General features: G+C 75.3%; 11 protein-coding genes and 2 pseudogenes. 5 read left to right on the forward strand and 8 right to left on the reverse strand.

All coding sequences use genetic code 11. From position 1 onward, the window contains the following. Positions 1-3: 3 nt before the first annotated feature. The 3 genes and pseudogenes from ACZ6O5_RS20490 to ACZ6O5_RS20500 all read right to left on the reverse strand — a co-directional run. Positions 4-1029, reverse strand: coding sequence for an SWIM zinc finger family protein (locus ACZ6O5_RS20490; protein WP_465979201.1), 1026 nt, complete (start codon positions 1027-1029; stop codon positions 4-6). Continuing rightward, positions 1026-3764, reverse strand: a pseudogene (locus ACZ6O5_RS20495) (DEAD/DEAH box helicase); the annotation flags it as partial. The gene ACZ6O5_RS20490 and the pseudogene ACZ6O5_RS20495, both read right to left, overlap by 4 nt. Before the next feature lie 113 nt (positions 3765-3877). Continuing rightward, positions 3878-4325 (reverse strand): annotated as a pseudogene (locus ACZ6O5_RS20500) (ATP-dependent helicase); the annotation flags it as partial. A 62-nt stretch (positions 4326-4387) separates the two neighbouring features. On the opposite strand from ACZ6O5_RS20500, the gene ACZ6O5_RS20505 reads away from it, so the two are divergent. Then, positions 4388-5251: a carbohydrate kinase family protein gene (locus ACZ6O5_RS20505; protein WP_465979203.1), complete on the forward strand. Its 864-nt coding sequence runs from the start codon at positions 4388-4390 to the stop codon at positions 5249-5251. Between the two features lie 107 nt (positions 5252-5358). Here the strand turns inward: ACZ6O5_RS20505 and ACZ6O5_RS20510 are convergent, their stop codons facing one another. Beyond that, positions 5359-5880, reverse strand: coding sequence for a DinB family protein (locus tag ACZ6O5_RS20510; protein WP_465979205.1), 522 nt, complete (start codon positions 5878-5880; stop codon positions 5359-5361). Between the two features lie 82 nt (positions 5881-5962). Here ACZ6O5_RS20510 and ACZ6O5_RS20515 point away from each other — a divergent pair, with 82 nt between their 5' ends. Continuing rightward, positions 5963-6169, forward strand: a complete 207-nt coding sequence (locus ACZ6O5_RS20515) for a hypothetical protein (RefSeq protein ID WP_465979207.1) — start codon at positions 5963-5965, stop codon at positions 6167-6169. Positions 6170-6179: 10 nt separating this feature from the next. Here ACZ6O5_RS20515 and ACZ6O5_RS20520 read toward each other — a convergent pair whose 3' ends face one another. Both ACZ6O5_RS20520 and ACZ6O5_RS20525 read right to left on the reverse strand, forming a co-directional pair. Next, positions 6180-7325, reverse strand: a complete 1146-nt coding sequence (locus tag ACZ6O5_RS20520) for a polysaccharide pyruvyl transferase family protein (RefSeq protein WP_465979209.1) — start codon at positions 7323-7325, stop codon at positions 6180-6182. Positions 7326-7415: 90 nt separating this feature from the next. Continuing rightward, complete coding sequence (locus ACZ6O5_RS20525; protein ID WP_465979211.1) at positions 7416-8000, reverse strand: TetR/AcrR family transcriptional regulator; 585 nt, start codon at positions 7998-8000, stop codon at positions 7416-7418. Positions 8001-8064: 64 nt separating this feature from the next. Here ACZ6O5_RS20525 and ACZ6O5_RS20530 point away from each other — a divergent pair, with 64 nt between their 5' ends. After that, complete coding sequence (locus ACZ6O5_RS20530; RefSeq protein WP_465979213.1) at positions 8065-8661, forward strand: dihydrofolate reductase family protein; 597 nt, start codon at positions 8065-8067, stop codon at positions 8659-8661. 122 nt (positions 8662-8783) lie between these two features. Next, on the forward strand, positions 8784-9722 hold the full coding sequence (locus ACZ6O5_RS20535; protein WP_465979215.1) for a phosphotransferase family protein: 939 nt from the start codon (positions 8784-8786) through the stop codon (positions 9720-9722). Positions 9723-9874: 152 nt separating this feature from the next. Here the strand turns inward: ACZ6O5_RS20535 and ACZ6O5_RS20540 are convergent, their stop codons facing one another. Beyond that, the gene (locus ACZ6O5_RS20540) at positions 9875-11086 is read right to left on the reverse strand and encodes an ROK family protein (protein WP_465979217.1); all 1212 of its coding nucleotides are present in this window, start codon (positions 11084-11086) and stop codon (positions 9875-9877) included. Between the two features lie 175 nt (positions 11087-11261). Here ACZ6O5_RS20540 and ACZ6O5_RS20545 point away from each other — a divergent pair, with 175 nt between their 5' ends. Continuing rightward, positions 11262-12581, forward strand: coding sequence for a DUF7507 domain-containing protein (locus tag ACZ6O5_RS20545; protein ID WP_465979219.1), 1320 nt, complete (start codon positions 11262-11264; stop codon positions 12579-12581). Between the two features lie 58 nt (positions 12582-12639). On the opposite strand, the gene ACZ6O5_RS20550 is transcribed toward ACZ6O5_RS20545, so the two are convergent. Next, positions 12640-13437, reverse strand: coding sequence for an alpha/beta fold hydrolase (locus tag ACZ6O5_RS20550; protein ID WP_465979221.1), 798 nt, complete (start codon positions 13435-13437; stop codon positions 12640-12642). Between the last annotated feature and the right edge of the window lie 39 nt (positions 13438-13476).

Genomic DNA, 13476 nt, shown 5'->3' on the forward strand with positions numbered 1-13476 from the left:
CGCTCAACCGGTCGGTCCGCGGAACTCCCGGTACGCGCGGCGCAGCCGCTCGGCCAGACCCGGTCCACCGATCTCGGCGCCGGGTGGGCCGAGCTGCCGCAACAGCAGCTCCGGGCCGGTGTCCAGGGTGGGCGGACGGTCGGGCAGCGCCACCGGTGAGAGCCAGAACCGGTCCAGCTCCGCCGCCGGCTCGATCGGCGCCAACCCGGCCAGCACCCGCCCGGCGCCGGTCACCGACGACGCCGCCCCGGCCGGCTGGTCCACCGACCCCGCCGACGACGCCGCTGCCGTCCCGGCCGGCTGGTCCACCGACCCGGTCGACGCCGCCGCCGACCCGGCCGGCTGGTCCACCGACCCGGTCGACGACGACATCGCCATCCCGGCCGGCTGGTCCACCGACCCGGTCGACGCCGCCGCCGACCCGTCGGGCCGGACCCCGCGTAGCGTCCGCAGCCGATCCAGCAGGTCGGCCCGGGATCGGCCGCGCCAGTGCAGCAGCCGGAACGGGTCCGCGTCGAACGCCTCGGCGAGCAGGTAGAACGTGGCCGCCAGGTGCTTGCACGGCACCGCGAAGTCGGGGCAACCGCAGCGCTGCGCCAGCTCGCCCACCTCGGCCGGGAACAGCGGCGCGCCCGCCGCGGCGAACAACTCCTCCAGCTCCGCCGGCAGGTCACCGGCGAGCAGCCGGGCGCTGAAGAACGCCTGCCCGGCCAGCTCCGCCTCGATCCGACGCCAAACCTCCTCCGGGTACGCGGACAGCCCGATCCGCACCGGGTACGGAGTCGGCCGCGACCCCTGCACCTCGGCGGTGACGAGTCCGGGCGCGACGTCCAGCCGGAGCACCTGCCCCCGGCGCGCGTACGCCCGACCCCGGGTGAGCCGGGTGCCGAGCGCGAACGACTCCAGCACCTCCAGGAACCGCCGCGACCACCAGGACCGCCCGATCGTGCCCCGGGTGCTACGCGCCCGCAGCCCACCCTCGACCCGCAGCGGCGGTCCGTACTCGTCGAAGCGGGGACCCGTGCTCACTCGACCACCGCCCCGGCCTCCAGCGTGAACAGCTCCCGCAGCGTCGCGGTGGACAACTCGGTGACCCACTGCTCGCCGCTGCCCACCACCGACCGGGCCAGGTTCCGCTTGTCGGCGATCATCGCGGCCACCTTCTCCTCCACCGTGCCGGCGCAGACGAACTTGCGCACCTGCACGCGGCGGCGCTGGCCGATGCGGAACGCCCGGTCGGTGGCCTGATCCTCGACCGCCGGGTTCCACCAGCGGTCCACGTGCACCACGTGGTTGGCGGCCGTCAGCGTGAGCCCGGTGCCGCCGGCCTTGAGCGAGAGCACGAACAGCGGCGGGCCGTCCGGCGACTGGAACCGGGTGACCATGGCGTCCCGCTCGGCCTTGCCGACACCGCCGTGCAGGAACAGCACCTCCCGGCCGGTACGCGCCGACAGGTGCCCGCGCAGCATCCCGCCGAACTCCGCGTACTGGGTGAAGAGCAGCGCCCGCTCGTCCGCCGCGAGCACCTCGTCGACGATCTCGTCGAGCCGTTCCAGCTTGCCGGAGCGGCCGGCCAGCGCGGAGCCGTCGTGCAGCAACTGGGCGGGATGGTTGCAGACCTGCTTGAGCCGGGTCATGGTGGCCAGCACCAGCCCCCGGCGCTCGATCCCGTCACTGGACTCGATCTTCGCCATCATGTCGTCGACCACGGCCCGGTAGAGCGCGGCCTGCTCGGCGGTGAGGTTGCAGAGCACCTCCATCTCCAGCTTCTCCGGCAGGTCGGTGATGATCGACGGATCGGTCTTGAGCCGCCGCAGCACGAACGGGCCGGTGACGCGGCGCAGCCGCTCGGCCACCTCGGCGTCGCCGTGCCGCTCGATCGGCTCGGCGAACCGCTTGCGGAACGTCGCGGCCGGGCCGAGCAGCCCCGGATTCGCGAACTGCATGATCGACCAGAGGTCGGCGAGCCGGTTCTCGACAGGCGTACCGGTGACTGCGACCCGGTGCCGCGCGGGCAGCGCGCGGACCGCCTCGGCCTGCCGGGTCGCGGCGTTCTTGATCGCCTGTGCCTCGTCCACCACCACCCGGTGCCAGTCCACGCCGGCCAGGTCGAACGCGTCCCGGGCGGCCACCGAGTAGGTGGTGAGCACCAGGTCCGCGTCCCGCACGGCGGCGCCGAACTCCTCGCCCCGGGTCCGCTCCGCGCCGTGGTGCACGTGCACGCGCAGGTCCGGCGCGAACGTCGCGGCCTCCCGCTGCCAGTTGCCGACCAGCGACATCGGGCACACCAGCAGCGTCGGGCCGGCCTGCGGCGGGTCGCCGGCGAGCAACGCGAGCAGCTGCACCGTCTTGCCCAGCCCCATGTCGTCGGCGAGGATCCCGCCCAGCCCCAGCGACTGGAGGAAGGTCAGCCAGGCCAGGCCGCGCCGCTGGTACGGCCGCAGCGTCCCGACGAAGCCCGGTGGCGGGTCGGCCGGGGTGAGCCGCCGCTCCGCCTCGCCGGCCAGCAGTTCGCCGAGCGCCCCGTCGGCGACCACGTCCAGCACCGGCAGCTCGCCACCGCCTTCCTCGCCGGACAGCCCCATCCGCAGCAGGTCCGCCACGGTCAGCTCGCCGGAGGACCGCAGCAGGCGCAGCCCGGCCTCCAGCCGCTGCGGGTCCAGCTCGACCCAGCGACCGCGCAGCCGGACCAGCGGCGACTTCAGGTCGGCCAGCGAGGCCAACTCCTCGGCGGTCAGCGGCTGGTCGCCGAGCGCCACCTCCCAGCGGTAGTCGACGAGCGCGTCCATCCCCAGCGTGCCGGCGGCGGTGGCGACCGCGCCCGGAGCGGTGCGGCTGCGCGCCCGCAGCCGGGCGCCGAGACGGGACGAGGAACGCCGCCACCAGGACGGCAGCAGCACCCCGAACCCGGCCGCGTGCAGCACCGGCGCTCCCTCGCGCAGGAACCGGTGCGCGCCCTCGGCGTCCAGCTCCATCCCCTCCGGCGCGGCGGTACGCAGCGCCGCGTCCACCTCCGGCCAGAGCCGGCTGGCCCGGCCCAACTCCGCCAGCAGCGTCTCCTGCGGGTCGATGCCGCGCGCGGCGAGCGCGGGCGCGGGCCGCTGCCAGATGTGCCCGGCGTCGACCACCAGCCCCGGCTCGTCGGTCGGGTGCAGACCGAACTCCACCCGCCACGCGCCGCCCTCGACCAGTTCGGCGACCGGGTCGACGGCCGGCTCGACCAGGCGGAACGTGGCCCGTACCGCGCCGCCGGCGGCGTCGCGCTGCCAGGCGTCCAGCTCGCGCCGCAGCGTCGCCAACGCGGCCGGCTCGGTGGTGAAGGCGCGCTCCGGGCCGGTGAGCGCGGCCAGCCAGCGCGGCACCGGACCGCCGGGTCGCATGCCCCGGTGCAGCCGGGTGTCGGCCAGGGCCGCCCGGGCGGCGGCGTCGACGAGCGCGTCCAGCGCATCCGCCACCAGCTCGCCCGGCCCCACGCCCTCCGCCCGCCCGGCCGACCCGAGCTGACCGGCCGCCGCGAGCTGGCCTGCCTGCTGCCGGTCGGTCGCCGCGAGCGGGGGCGCGGCGGCGCTGCTCGGCGGCGCCGGCAGGTGGGCGGCCGGCAGTATGGGTGCGGTTGTCGTTGCCGGGGCGACGACAACCGCACCCGACGGCGCCGGCTGCCACTCGCGGGCGGCGCGGGCCGCCGGGGGCAGGGCCAGCGCCAGGTCGCGGGCCCAGCCCGCATCCGTGCCGGTGAGCAGTGGCCGCCAGAGCGCCAGAGCGGTCGCCACGTCGGCCTCCGCCACCGCCCGAAGCCGGCGCCGGGCTCGCGCCGGGTGGTGAGAGGGGGCCCCTTCTCTACCGGAGGCGTTAAGCGGGGGCCCCTCCTTGAGGGCGAGCACGGTGGGGAGCAGGCGGCCACGGGTGACCAGGTCGGCGGCGAAGTCGGCCAGCTCGGCGAGGTGGCGCAGGCTGGCCCCGACCGGGTCCGGCCGGGGCGCGCGCAGCAGCGCGTACGCGTCGTCCGGGGCGTACGCCAGGGCGGGGACCCGCCAACCGGCGCGGGTGACCGGGCCACGGACCGGATCCCCGACGGCGGCCCGGACCAGTTCCGGCGAGTCCACCGGCGAGCCGGCGCGGGTGGGCAGGCCGAGCAGCACGGAGATCGGCTCACCCGGCAGCGGATCGAGCGCGGCGGCCAGCGTGGCGTGGTCGGCGGCGAACGGGTGCGGCCGTTCCCGGGGCGCACGGCCGGGCCGGCGCGGCGCGGCGGCTGGCAGCGTGCCGTCCTCGGCCCAGAGGGCGAGCCCCGCGCCGGGCAGCCACAGCCCGTGGATGACCAGCACGCTCTCCCCCTCGCGACGTCCGGGGCCAGGATAGGCGGCTCGGCGCGGATATCGTCGGCGCCATGGCCGACCTCCTCGTGATCGGCGGGCTGGGCGTGGACGTACGCGCCCGGGTGCCCGCGCTGCCGCTGCCCGCCGCCGACTCGCTGACCGTGCCCCCGGTCGAGCTGCGGATCGGCAACACCGGGGCCGGGGTGGCGTTGGCCGCGCACGCGCTCGGCCTGCGGGTGACGCTCGTTGACGTGCTGGGCGCCGACCCGGCCGGCGACGTGGTGCGGGCGGCGCTGGCGCGTACCTCGGTGCGGACCGTGCTGGTGGACGCGCCGGCCGGCACCCGCCGGTCGGTGAACCTGGTCGACCCGGCCGGCCGGCGGATGTCGTTGTACGACCCGCGCCCGTGGTCCGGCCCGGCGGCGCCGTTCGCCGAGGCGGAGCTGGCCGCGCTGGTCGCCGGGGCCGCCCACACGCACGTGTCGATCATCGATTGGGCGCGGGACGCGCTGCCGACGCTGCGCGGTGCCGCGTTCCTCTCCACCGATCTGCACGACTGGGACGGCGAGAACGACTACCACCGGCCGTTCGCCGAGGCCGCCGGGCTGGTGTTCGTCAGCGACGTGAAGCTGGGCGAGCGGGCCGGCAAGGTGGCGGCCGGGCTGGCACCGCGCACGGTGCTGGTCACCGGCGGGGCGGCCGGCGCGACGCTGCACACCCCGGACGCGCCGCCGGCGCACGTGCCCGCCGCCACCCCACCGGCGTCGGTGGTGGACACCAACGGCGCCGGGGACGCGTTCGCCGCCGGCCTGATCGCGGCCCGGCTGCGGGGTGCCGACCCGCTCGACGCGGCCCGCTACGCCGCCCGGGTCGCCGCCGCCGCGTGCGCCCATGACGGGATGGAGTATCCGGACGGGCTGCTGCCCCGCGAGTGACACCCGCGGGCCGGCGGCTCGACGGGTGCCGCCGCGCCCGGAGCGCGCCCGCCGGACCCGGGACGAGGCCGCTCCGACGCTTCAGATCGCGCCGGTCTCGCCGTCGCTCAGATCGCGCCGGTCTCGCCGTCGGTCAGCTCGCGCAGGATGTCGGCGTGCCCGGCGTGCCGGGCGGTCTCCTCGATCAGGTGCACCAGCACCCACCGCAGCGACACCTCGCCAAGCTGGGGATGCGGCACCACGTGGTCAAGGTCGAAGCGGGCGGCGACGGCGCGGGACCGGGCGCAGGCCGCCTCGTAGGCAGCGGCGAGCGCCTCGACCGTGTCGTCGGGGCCGAGCGTGAAGCTGGCGTCGGCGTCGGCCTGGGAGGTGAGGTAGACGTCGCCCGGCTCCGGCGCGAACAGCCGGGCGAACCAGTTTCCCTCGACCAGGGCGAGGTGCTTGAGCAGCCCGGCCAGCGTGGTCAGCGAGGGCACCAGCCGGCGGCCGGCGTCGGCGTCGGCGAGGCCGCGCGCCTTGCGCAGCACGGTGGCGCGGTGGAAGTCGAGGAACGCGTCGAGGATCGCCCGTTCGTCGCCCGTGCGGGCGAGGACCGGACCGAGTGTCGGGTCGATCGTCGGGGTCGCCATGTCCGGACCCTAGTCGCCGGACCGCCCGCCCGCTGCCCCGCTATCCGCTGCGCGTGCACGCCGGCCGGGGCAGGATGGGCGCATGGCTTCCACGGTGCACATTCCCCTGGTCGGCGGCGCGGCCGACGGCGAGACCGTCACGGTCGAGCTGGACAGCAACGGCCGTCCGCCGCTGACCCACCACCACCTCGGGGCGGGTGGGCTGGCGGAGGCGCAGATCTACGAGCTGGAGTCGGACGACCGGCCGGAGCGCGACTGGGTCTACACCTGGCGCGGCCCGGCGGTCTGAGCGCGCCGGCTCAGGCCACCGGGGTCAGCGTGCGGGCCCGGATGCTGTCCAGCACGCTGCGGGTCACCTGTGAGGTGCCGCGCGCCTGCTCGCAGACCTCGGCCACCCGGCGGGCGGTCTCGTCGGCGCGGGCCGCCCGCTCGTCCCACAACCGGTCCACCTCGGCCAGCAGCGGGCCCTCCACCTCCCGCTCCATGCCGCGCAGCGCCGGCACGCCGAGCCGCTGGGCCAGGTCGAAGACCTTGCCGGCGTACGGCAGCGGCAGGAACGGCGTGTTCATCATGGCGGCGAAGATCAGGAAGTGCAGCCGCATGCCGACCGCCAGGTCGAAGTGCCGCATCAGGCCGAGGATCTGCGCCGGACGGTAGTCGCCGTGCAGGATCCGGCCCCGGTCCGCGGCGATCATGTGCGACAGCACACCGTGCGAGTGCCGGATGTCGTCGCGTTCCATCGGGACGAAGAGCACGTGCGCGTCGATCCGGTGCACCAGGAAGTCGCCGATCTGGGCGAGCAGCCGGTGGTAACCGTCCACGTCGAGGCGTTCCGCGGCCCGGCCCGGCTCGCGCACGCTCAACCCGACCAGTCGCGAACCGGCCGGCACGCCCTCCTCGCGCAGCCACTGCGCGGGGAACTCCTCGGGCGTGAGCAGGAACGCCGGGTCACCGGTGACGGTGATCGGGTTGACCAGGCCGGCCTCCTCCAGCACCATCCGCGACTCCTGGTCCCGGACGGTCACCTCGACGGCCTGCGCCAGCGTCTCGCGGACCATGCCGGTGTCCACCCCGTCGGTGAGCGGGCCGACGCCGACCGCGTACGTGAGCAGCGGCAGGCCCCGCTCCTGGGCGACCCGGACCACCCGCAGGTAGCGCCGGGCCTCCTTGTCGTAGAGGATCCCGCCGCCGCCCAGGACGAGCAGGTCGAGCTGGTTGAGCACCTGGGACGAGTCGACCCGGCTGACGCCCTCCCACGGCACCGCCTCGACCTCGGGGTGGGCCAGCGCGGTGTGCGCCGGGTTGCGGGAGAACACGATGATCCGCGCGTCCGGCTCGTGCTGGCGCAGGTCGGCCAGGAGACCCGTGAGGATCGCCTCGTCGCCGAGGTTGCGTCCGCCGTACGAGCCGAGCACGCCGATGGTCAGTCCGGTGCCTCCGGTCATCCGATGCTCCTTTCCGTGGCGTCCGGGTCCGTGGCGTCCGGGCCAGCGTTCCCGCTGCGCACGCCGGGGTAACCCGGTCGGGCGCCGGTCTCAGGGGGCGAGGTCCGCGCCACCGACCAGACGGGAGACCAGGGTGGAGACCACCTGATCGAGGTCGAACCCGGCGTCGATCGAGGTGGTGAGCAGGTCGAGCAGGAGCCCGTCGACCGCGTAGTGCAGCAGCGCGATCTCGTACGCCCCGCCGGGCAGGCCGGCGGCGACGTGGAAGGCGACGTCGTCGGCGTACCCCCGGCGGAGCACGTCACCGAGCGCGGCCCGCAGGTCGGGACGGCGGCCGGCCTCCAGCCGCAGCTCCCACAGCGCCCGGGTGAGGTCGGGCTCGCGGGTGGTGCGGGCGACGATGTCGCGCAGGTAGTCGGTGACCAGCGCGAGCGACGGCTCCCGGCGGCCCAGGTCGGCCACCACCGCCGGGTCGGGCGCCATCCGGTCGAAGATCCGTTCGGCCAGGCCGGCGAGCAGCGCCGACCGGGACGGGAAGTAGTTGGAGGTCGTGCCGGTGGGCACGCCCGCCTCGGCGTCGACCGCCCGGTGGGTCAGCCCCCGCGCGCCGGCGGCGGCGAGGATCCGCAGGCCGGCGTCGGCGAGCAGGGTACGGCGTTCCGGGTTCCTGGCCACGCGGACACCCTAGCAACAACCACGACAGGTGTTGTACATTTGTCGCCGAACCACGACGGCAGTCGTGGTTGCCCCGGACATCGGAGTCGGTTTGCGCACGCTCGTCTACTTCGTCGCCAGCACGCTCGACGGCTTCATCGCCGCCCCCGACGGGTCGTTCGACTTCCTCCCGCTGGAGCCGGACGTGGCCCCCTACCTGGTGTCCGACTGGCCGCAGACGTTGCCCACGTTCGCCCACGCCCAGCTCGGCGTCCCGTCGCCGCCCACCGGCCGCTTCGACACCGTGCTGATGGGTCGCGCCACCTACGACCCGGCCCTGGCGGTCGGCGTCACCAGCCCCTACGCCCACCTGGAGCAGTACGTCTTCAGCCGCTCCCTGGAACCGGCCGAGCATCCGGACGTCTCGGTGGTGGCCGGCGAGCCGGCGGCGTTCGTCCGCGAGCTGAAGACGCGCCCCGGCGGCGACATCTGGCTCTGCGGCGGCGGCAACCTCGCCGGCCAGCTCCTCGACGAGATCGACGAGCTGGTGGTCAAGCTCAACCCGGTGGTGGCCGGCAGCGGCATCCCGCTGGTCGACCGCGGCTTCGACCCGAGGCCGTTCACGCTAACCACCACCCGCCCGTTCAACAGCGGCGTCGTGGTGCTGCGCTACACGCGGTGAAAGGCCGGGCCCCCTGTTAACGCCTCCGGTAGAGGCGGGCGCCCCGCTTGACACCTCGACGTCGAGCGAAGGCCCGGCTAACTCGGTTGCCCGGCAAGGAGACGGCGCGCACGGTGGACCGGGTGAGCAGCCTGACCAAGAACCGACTCCACTGGCACGAGCTGCCGGCCCACGTACGCGCCGCGGTCGAGGCCATCCTCGACGACCGGGTGGTGGCGGCGGAGTCGCAGTCGGGCGGCTTCTCCCCCGGCACCGCCGACCGGGTCCGCACCGCGCACGGCGGGCGGGCCTTCGTCAAGGCGGTCAGCCCCGCGCAGAACCAGCACACGCCGGCCATGCACCGCGCGGAGGCCCGGATCGCCCCCGCGCTGCCGCCGACCGCGCCGACGCCCCGGCTGCTCGGCAGCCACGACGACGGCGAGTGGATCGCGCTGGTCTACGCCGACGTCGAGGGCCGGCACCCGGTCACCCCGTGGGACGCCGGCGAACTGGCCGCCGTGCTGTCCACGCTGGAGACGATGGCCGCGACGCTCACCCCGGCCCCGACGGTCGCGACCACCACCGCGACCGAGGCGCTCGTGCACGACTTAGCCGGCTGGCGACGCCTCGCCGACGATCCGCCCGCCGATCTCGACCCGTGGGCCCGCGACCACCTGTCCGACCTGTGCGCCACCGCCGACCGCGGCCTCGCCGCGCTGGCCGGCGACACGCTCTGCCACCTCGACGTCCGCGCCGACAACCTGCTGCTCGGCCCGGACGGCCGGGTCACCGTGGTCGACTGGCCCTGGGCCTGTCGCGGGCCCGCCTGGCTGGACACCTTGCTCACCGTCATCAACGTGCAGGTGTACGGCGGCCACGACCCGGACGCCCTGCTGGCCTCCCGGCCGCTCACCGCGCACGTCGACCCGGCCGATCTGACCGGGGTGCTGGCCGGCCTCACCGGCTTCTTCCTCGACGGCGCCCGCCAACCGCCGCCGCCCGGCATCCCGACCGTACGGGCGTTCCAGCGCCTCCAGGCCGACGCCCTGCTCCCCTGGCTGACCCGCCGCCTGAACCCCTGACCTATGTCCTCTGCCCTCCCCACCCCCACCCCCACCCCCTCCCTCCCCCTCCTCGTTGATCTTGCAGTTGCGGCCCCTCCAAAGCCCGATACGCCCCTTCCGCCCGGGCCACGACTGCAAGATCGACGCACGGAGTGGGGTGGGGGGTGGGGTTAGGGGCGGAGGGCCAGGGGGTTGGTCAGCAACGGGGTGAAGGCGAGTTCGGCGGCGCCGATCAGGGTGGCGTCGTAGCCCAACGCGGAGACGCGGAGGTGGGCCTTGTCGCGCGAGACGGGGAGCACGTTGGCGGCGATCCGGTTGCGGACCTGCTGGGCCGCGGTGCCCGGGAACACCTCGCGCAGCGTCCCGCCGAAGATCACCACGCCGGGGTTGAACAGGTTGATCAGGTTCACCACGCCGATGCCCAGCCAGTCACCGATACGCCGCAACGCCTCGCACGCGGCGGCCTCCCCCTGCTCGGCGGCGGCGACCACGGCGCGCACCGCCTCCCGCCCCCGGTGGTCGGCCGGGCGGCCGGCCTCGTCGAGCAGCGCCCGTTCACCCACCTCGGCCTCCAGGCACCCGCGCGAGCCGCAGCCACAGGGCCGCCCCTGGTACGGGTTGACCAGCATGTGCCCGACCTCGGACCCGTACCCGCCGTCGCCGTCGAGCAGGTCCCCGCCGACGATGATCCCGCCGCCCACGCCGACGTCACCGTGCAGGTAGATCAGGTTCTGCGCGCCGACGCCGGCACCGCGTTGATGCTCGGCCATCGCGCCCAGGTGGGCCTCGTTACCGACCAGCACCGGCAGGCCGAGATCCAGCCGGCTGGCCAGTTCGACGCCGAACGCCTGGTCCACCCACCCCAGGTCCGGCCCGAACCGCACCATCCCGTCCCCGGGCCGGATCATCCCGCAGTAGGACGCGCCGATGCCCACGCAGACCGACGTCGGCGGCGCGTCGTGGTGCAGCGCCCGCCCGAAGTCGGCGAGCACGGACACCACCGCGTCGAGGTCGGCCCCGACCCGGGGCCGGGTCGCCTCGAGCCGGGCCGAGACCGTCCCGCCCAGGTCGACCCGGGCGGCCACGAGCCGGTCCACCGCGATGTCGAAGGCGAGGACGTGGACGGCTTCCGATTCCGGGCGGACCACGAAGGACGGCCGTCCCGCCCGTCCGCTCGTCGTGGCGGGCACCTCCCGAACCAGGCCGGCAGCCGCGAGGTCCGCCGTGAGCGCCATGACCGTGCTGCGGTTGACGCCCAGCCAGTCGGCCAGCTCGACGCGGGAAGCCGCGCCGCCGAGGTGGACCCGGCGGAGCAGCGCGCCGAGGTTGCGGCGAGGGGTGTCCCCCTGCGCATGCCGATCCGCAACCAGATCCTTCAGCATCGACCACCCCGTCAGCTGACACACGGCCTGTCCTCCGAGGATAGACCTCAACCATCAGCCGGTCGGATCGCTCCGACCGGGGCCACCGCGTCGTCCACCGCCGTTCCCGCTCCTGGGGGAGCATCGACCGCTAGGGTGAGTCAACATCTTTTGTCCGCTTTGAGGGGTTTGGTAGATGCGACGGGTGCACGGGATCGGCGCCGGAGCGGCGGCACTTCTTCTGGTGGTGGCGGCCACCCCGGACGCCGGCGCGGTGGCCCGACCGCCGACCCGACCGGCACCGGCGGCGGCACCCGTGGCGGTGAACGTGGCGGCACCTGTCGCGAGCGACACGGCCACCACGACCACTCCGGACGGCCCGGTCGGCGCGCTCGCGGCGGCGCTCACGGTCAGCAAGACCGTCACGCCCAACCCGCTGACCGTAGGCGGCACCGGGACGTACACCGTGGTGATCACCAATACCGGCGACGAGCCGGCGGCCGACGTGACGCTCAGCGACACGCTGGACCCGGGGGTGACCGCCGGCGCGCTGCCACCCGGCTGCTCCACGTCCGGACAGGTCGTCACCTGCGGCGCCGGGACGCTCCCACCGGGCGGGTCGACCACCGTCGAGATCCCGTTCACCGTGGACCCGAGCCTGTCCGACGGCTACAACGTGGTGAACCGCGCGGAGGCCACCAGCTCGACAGGCAGCGGCGGATCCACCCAGCTGATCACGCAGGCCCAGACGCTCGCCGACGTGACAATCACCAAGGACGGGCCGGCCACGGTCAACCCGGACGGCACGATCACCTGGAGTTTCGCGGTCACGAACCTCGGCCCGTCGGACGCGGTCGACGTCACCGTCCAGGACCCCACCGACGGCAACCTCACCACGATCGTCGACCGCCCCGCCGAGTGCCCGGGCGGCGGCCTGACCATCACCTGCCCGCTCGGCACGCTCTCCCCCGGCCAGACCGAGACGTTCACGGTCACCGTGGCGGTCAACGCCGGCGTCCCGCTCGACACGGTGATCACCAACTGCGCCACCGTCTACACCGGTACCCGCGAGTCCGACCCGGACAACAACCGGTCCTGCGTCGACACCGTCGTGTCCCCGACGCAGCCCCCGACGCCGACACCGACGCCCAGCCCGACCGTCACGCCGACGCCCACGCCGACGCCGACGCCGACGCCCACCGTCACGCCGACGCCCACCGTCACGCCGACGCCCACCGTCACGCCGACGCCCACCGTCACGCCGACGCCCACCGTCACGCCGACGCCGACGCCGACGCCGACCGTGACGCCGACGCCGACGCCTACCGCGACGCCGACGGGCAGCCCGACGGTCACGCCGTCCAGCAGCCCGACGTACGGGCCGGCGCCCTGGCCGACGAGGCCCGGCGGCGGTCACCATCTACCGGTGACCGGCTTCCCGGTCCCGTTCGCCGGCGGCCTGGCCCTGGCCCTCCTGTTGGCCGGTCTGCTGCTGCGCCGACTCGCCCGCAGATGATCCCGGGAACCTCACGGGCGTCTGCCGACCGAGGTCCGGCCCCGGCCGAGCCGGTCGCTCAGCCGGGGGCGCGTGCGGTGTGGGTGAGGAACGGCAGCACCGCCGCCGGCAGCGCGGGCGACGCCACCACCTCGTCGTGGGTCAGGCCGGGCAGCACGGCCAACCGGGACGTGGGACGGTCCGATCCGTCGTCGCCCGGGTCCCGGTGGCCGCCGCCGAGCAGGCCGAAGAACTCGGTCACGTGACTCATCGGGATCGCGTCGGCGTCCGCGAAGACCAGCAGCACCGGCATCGGCAGCGCGGCCACCTCGGCCGACCAGTCGTAGTCGCGGCGCAGCAGCTCCCCGCTACGCGCCCAGAGCGCCGGCCAGTCCTGCGGCCGGGGCGCGACCTCCGCGTACCGCTCGTGCGGCGGGGTGCCACGCATCCGTTCGGCGGCGCGTTCGTCGTGCGTGGACATCGCGGCCAGCACCCGCGGGTGCCAGCCGCCGCGCCGGAACGGCGTGGAGACCAGGACCAGGCGGCGGACCAGCGCGGGATGCTGGATCGCGGTACGCAGGGCCACGCCGCCGCCGAGCGAGTAGCCGAGCAGGTCGACCTCGGGCAGGTCGAGGTGCCGCAGCAGCGCGGCCACGTCGTCGGCCATCGACTCGTACCGCAGCGGCCGGTCCGCGCCGCCGGTGCGACCGTGGCCCCGCAGGTCGACCGCGACCAGTCGCCGGCGGGCGGCCAGCGCGGACCGGACCGGGGCGAACGTCCCGGTCGAGCCGTAGGAGCCGTGCAGCAGGACCAGCGGCTTGCCCGCGCCCTGCACCTCGTACCAGATCCGCAGCCCGCGCACGTCGGTATAGCTCACCCGCCGATCGTGCCGCCCCGGCCGGCGTTTCGGGGCGGG

It is taken from the genome of Micromonospora sp. NPDC049201 (assembly GCF_055586805.1).

What these genes read in the sequence shown, in the direction of transcription:
- ACZ6O5_RS20545 (WP_465979219.1), top strand. Translation starts at nt 11,262, where the DNA reads ATGCGACGGGTGCACGGGATCGGCGCCGGAGCGGCGGCACTTCTTCTG.
- ACZ6O5_RS20510 (WP_465979205.1), bottom strand. Translation starts at nt 5,880, where the DNA reads ATGGCGACCCCGACGATCGACCCGACACTCGGTCCGGTCCTCGCCCGC.
- ACZ6O5_RS20540 (WP_465979217.1), bottom strand. Translation starts at nt 11,086, where the DNA reads ATGCTGAAGGATCTGGTTGCGGATCGGCATGCGCAGGGGGACACCCCT.
- ACZ6O5_RS20520 (WP_465979209.1), bottom strand. Translation starts at nt 7,325, where the DNA reads ATGACCGGAGGCACCGGACTGACCATCGGCGTGCTCGGCTCGTACGGC.
- ACZ6O5_RS20505 (WP_465979203.1), top strand. Translation starts at nt 4,388, where the DNA reads ATGGCCGACCTCCTCGTGATCGGCGGGCTGGGCGTGGACGTACGCGCC.
- ACZ6O5_RS20515 (WP_465979207.1), top strand. Translation starts at nt 5,963, where the DNA reads ATGGCTTCCACGGTGCACATTCCCCTGGTCGGCGGCGCGGCCGACGGC.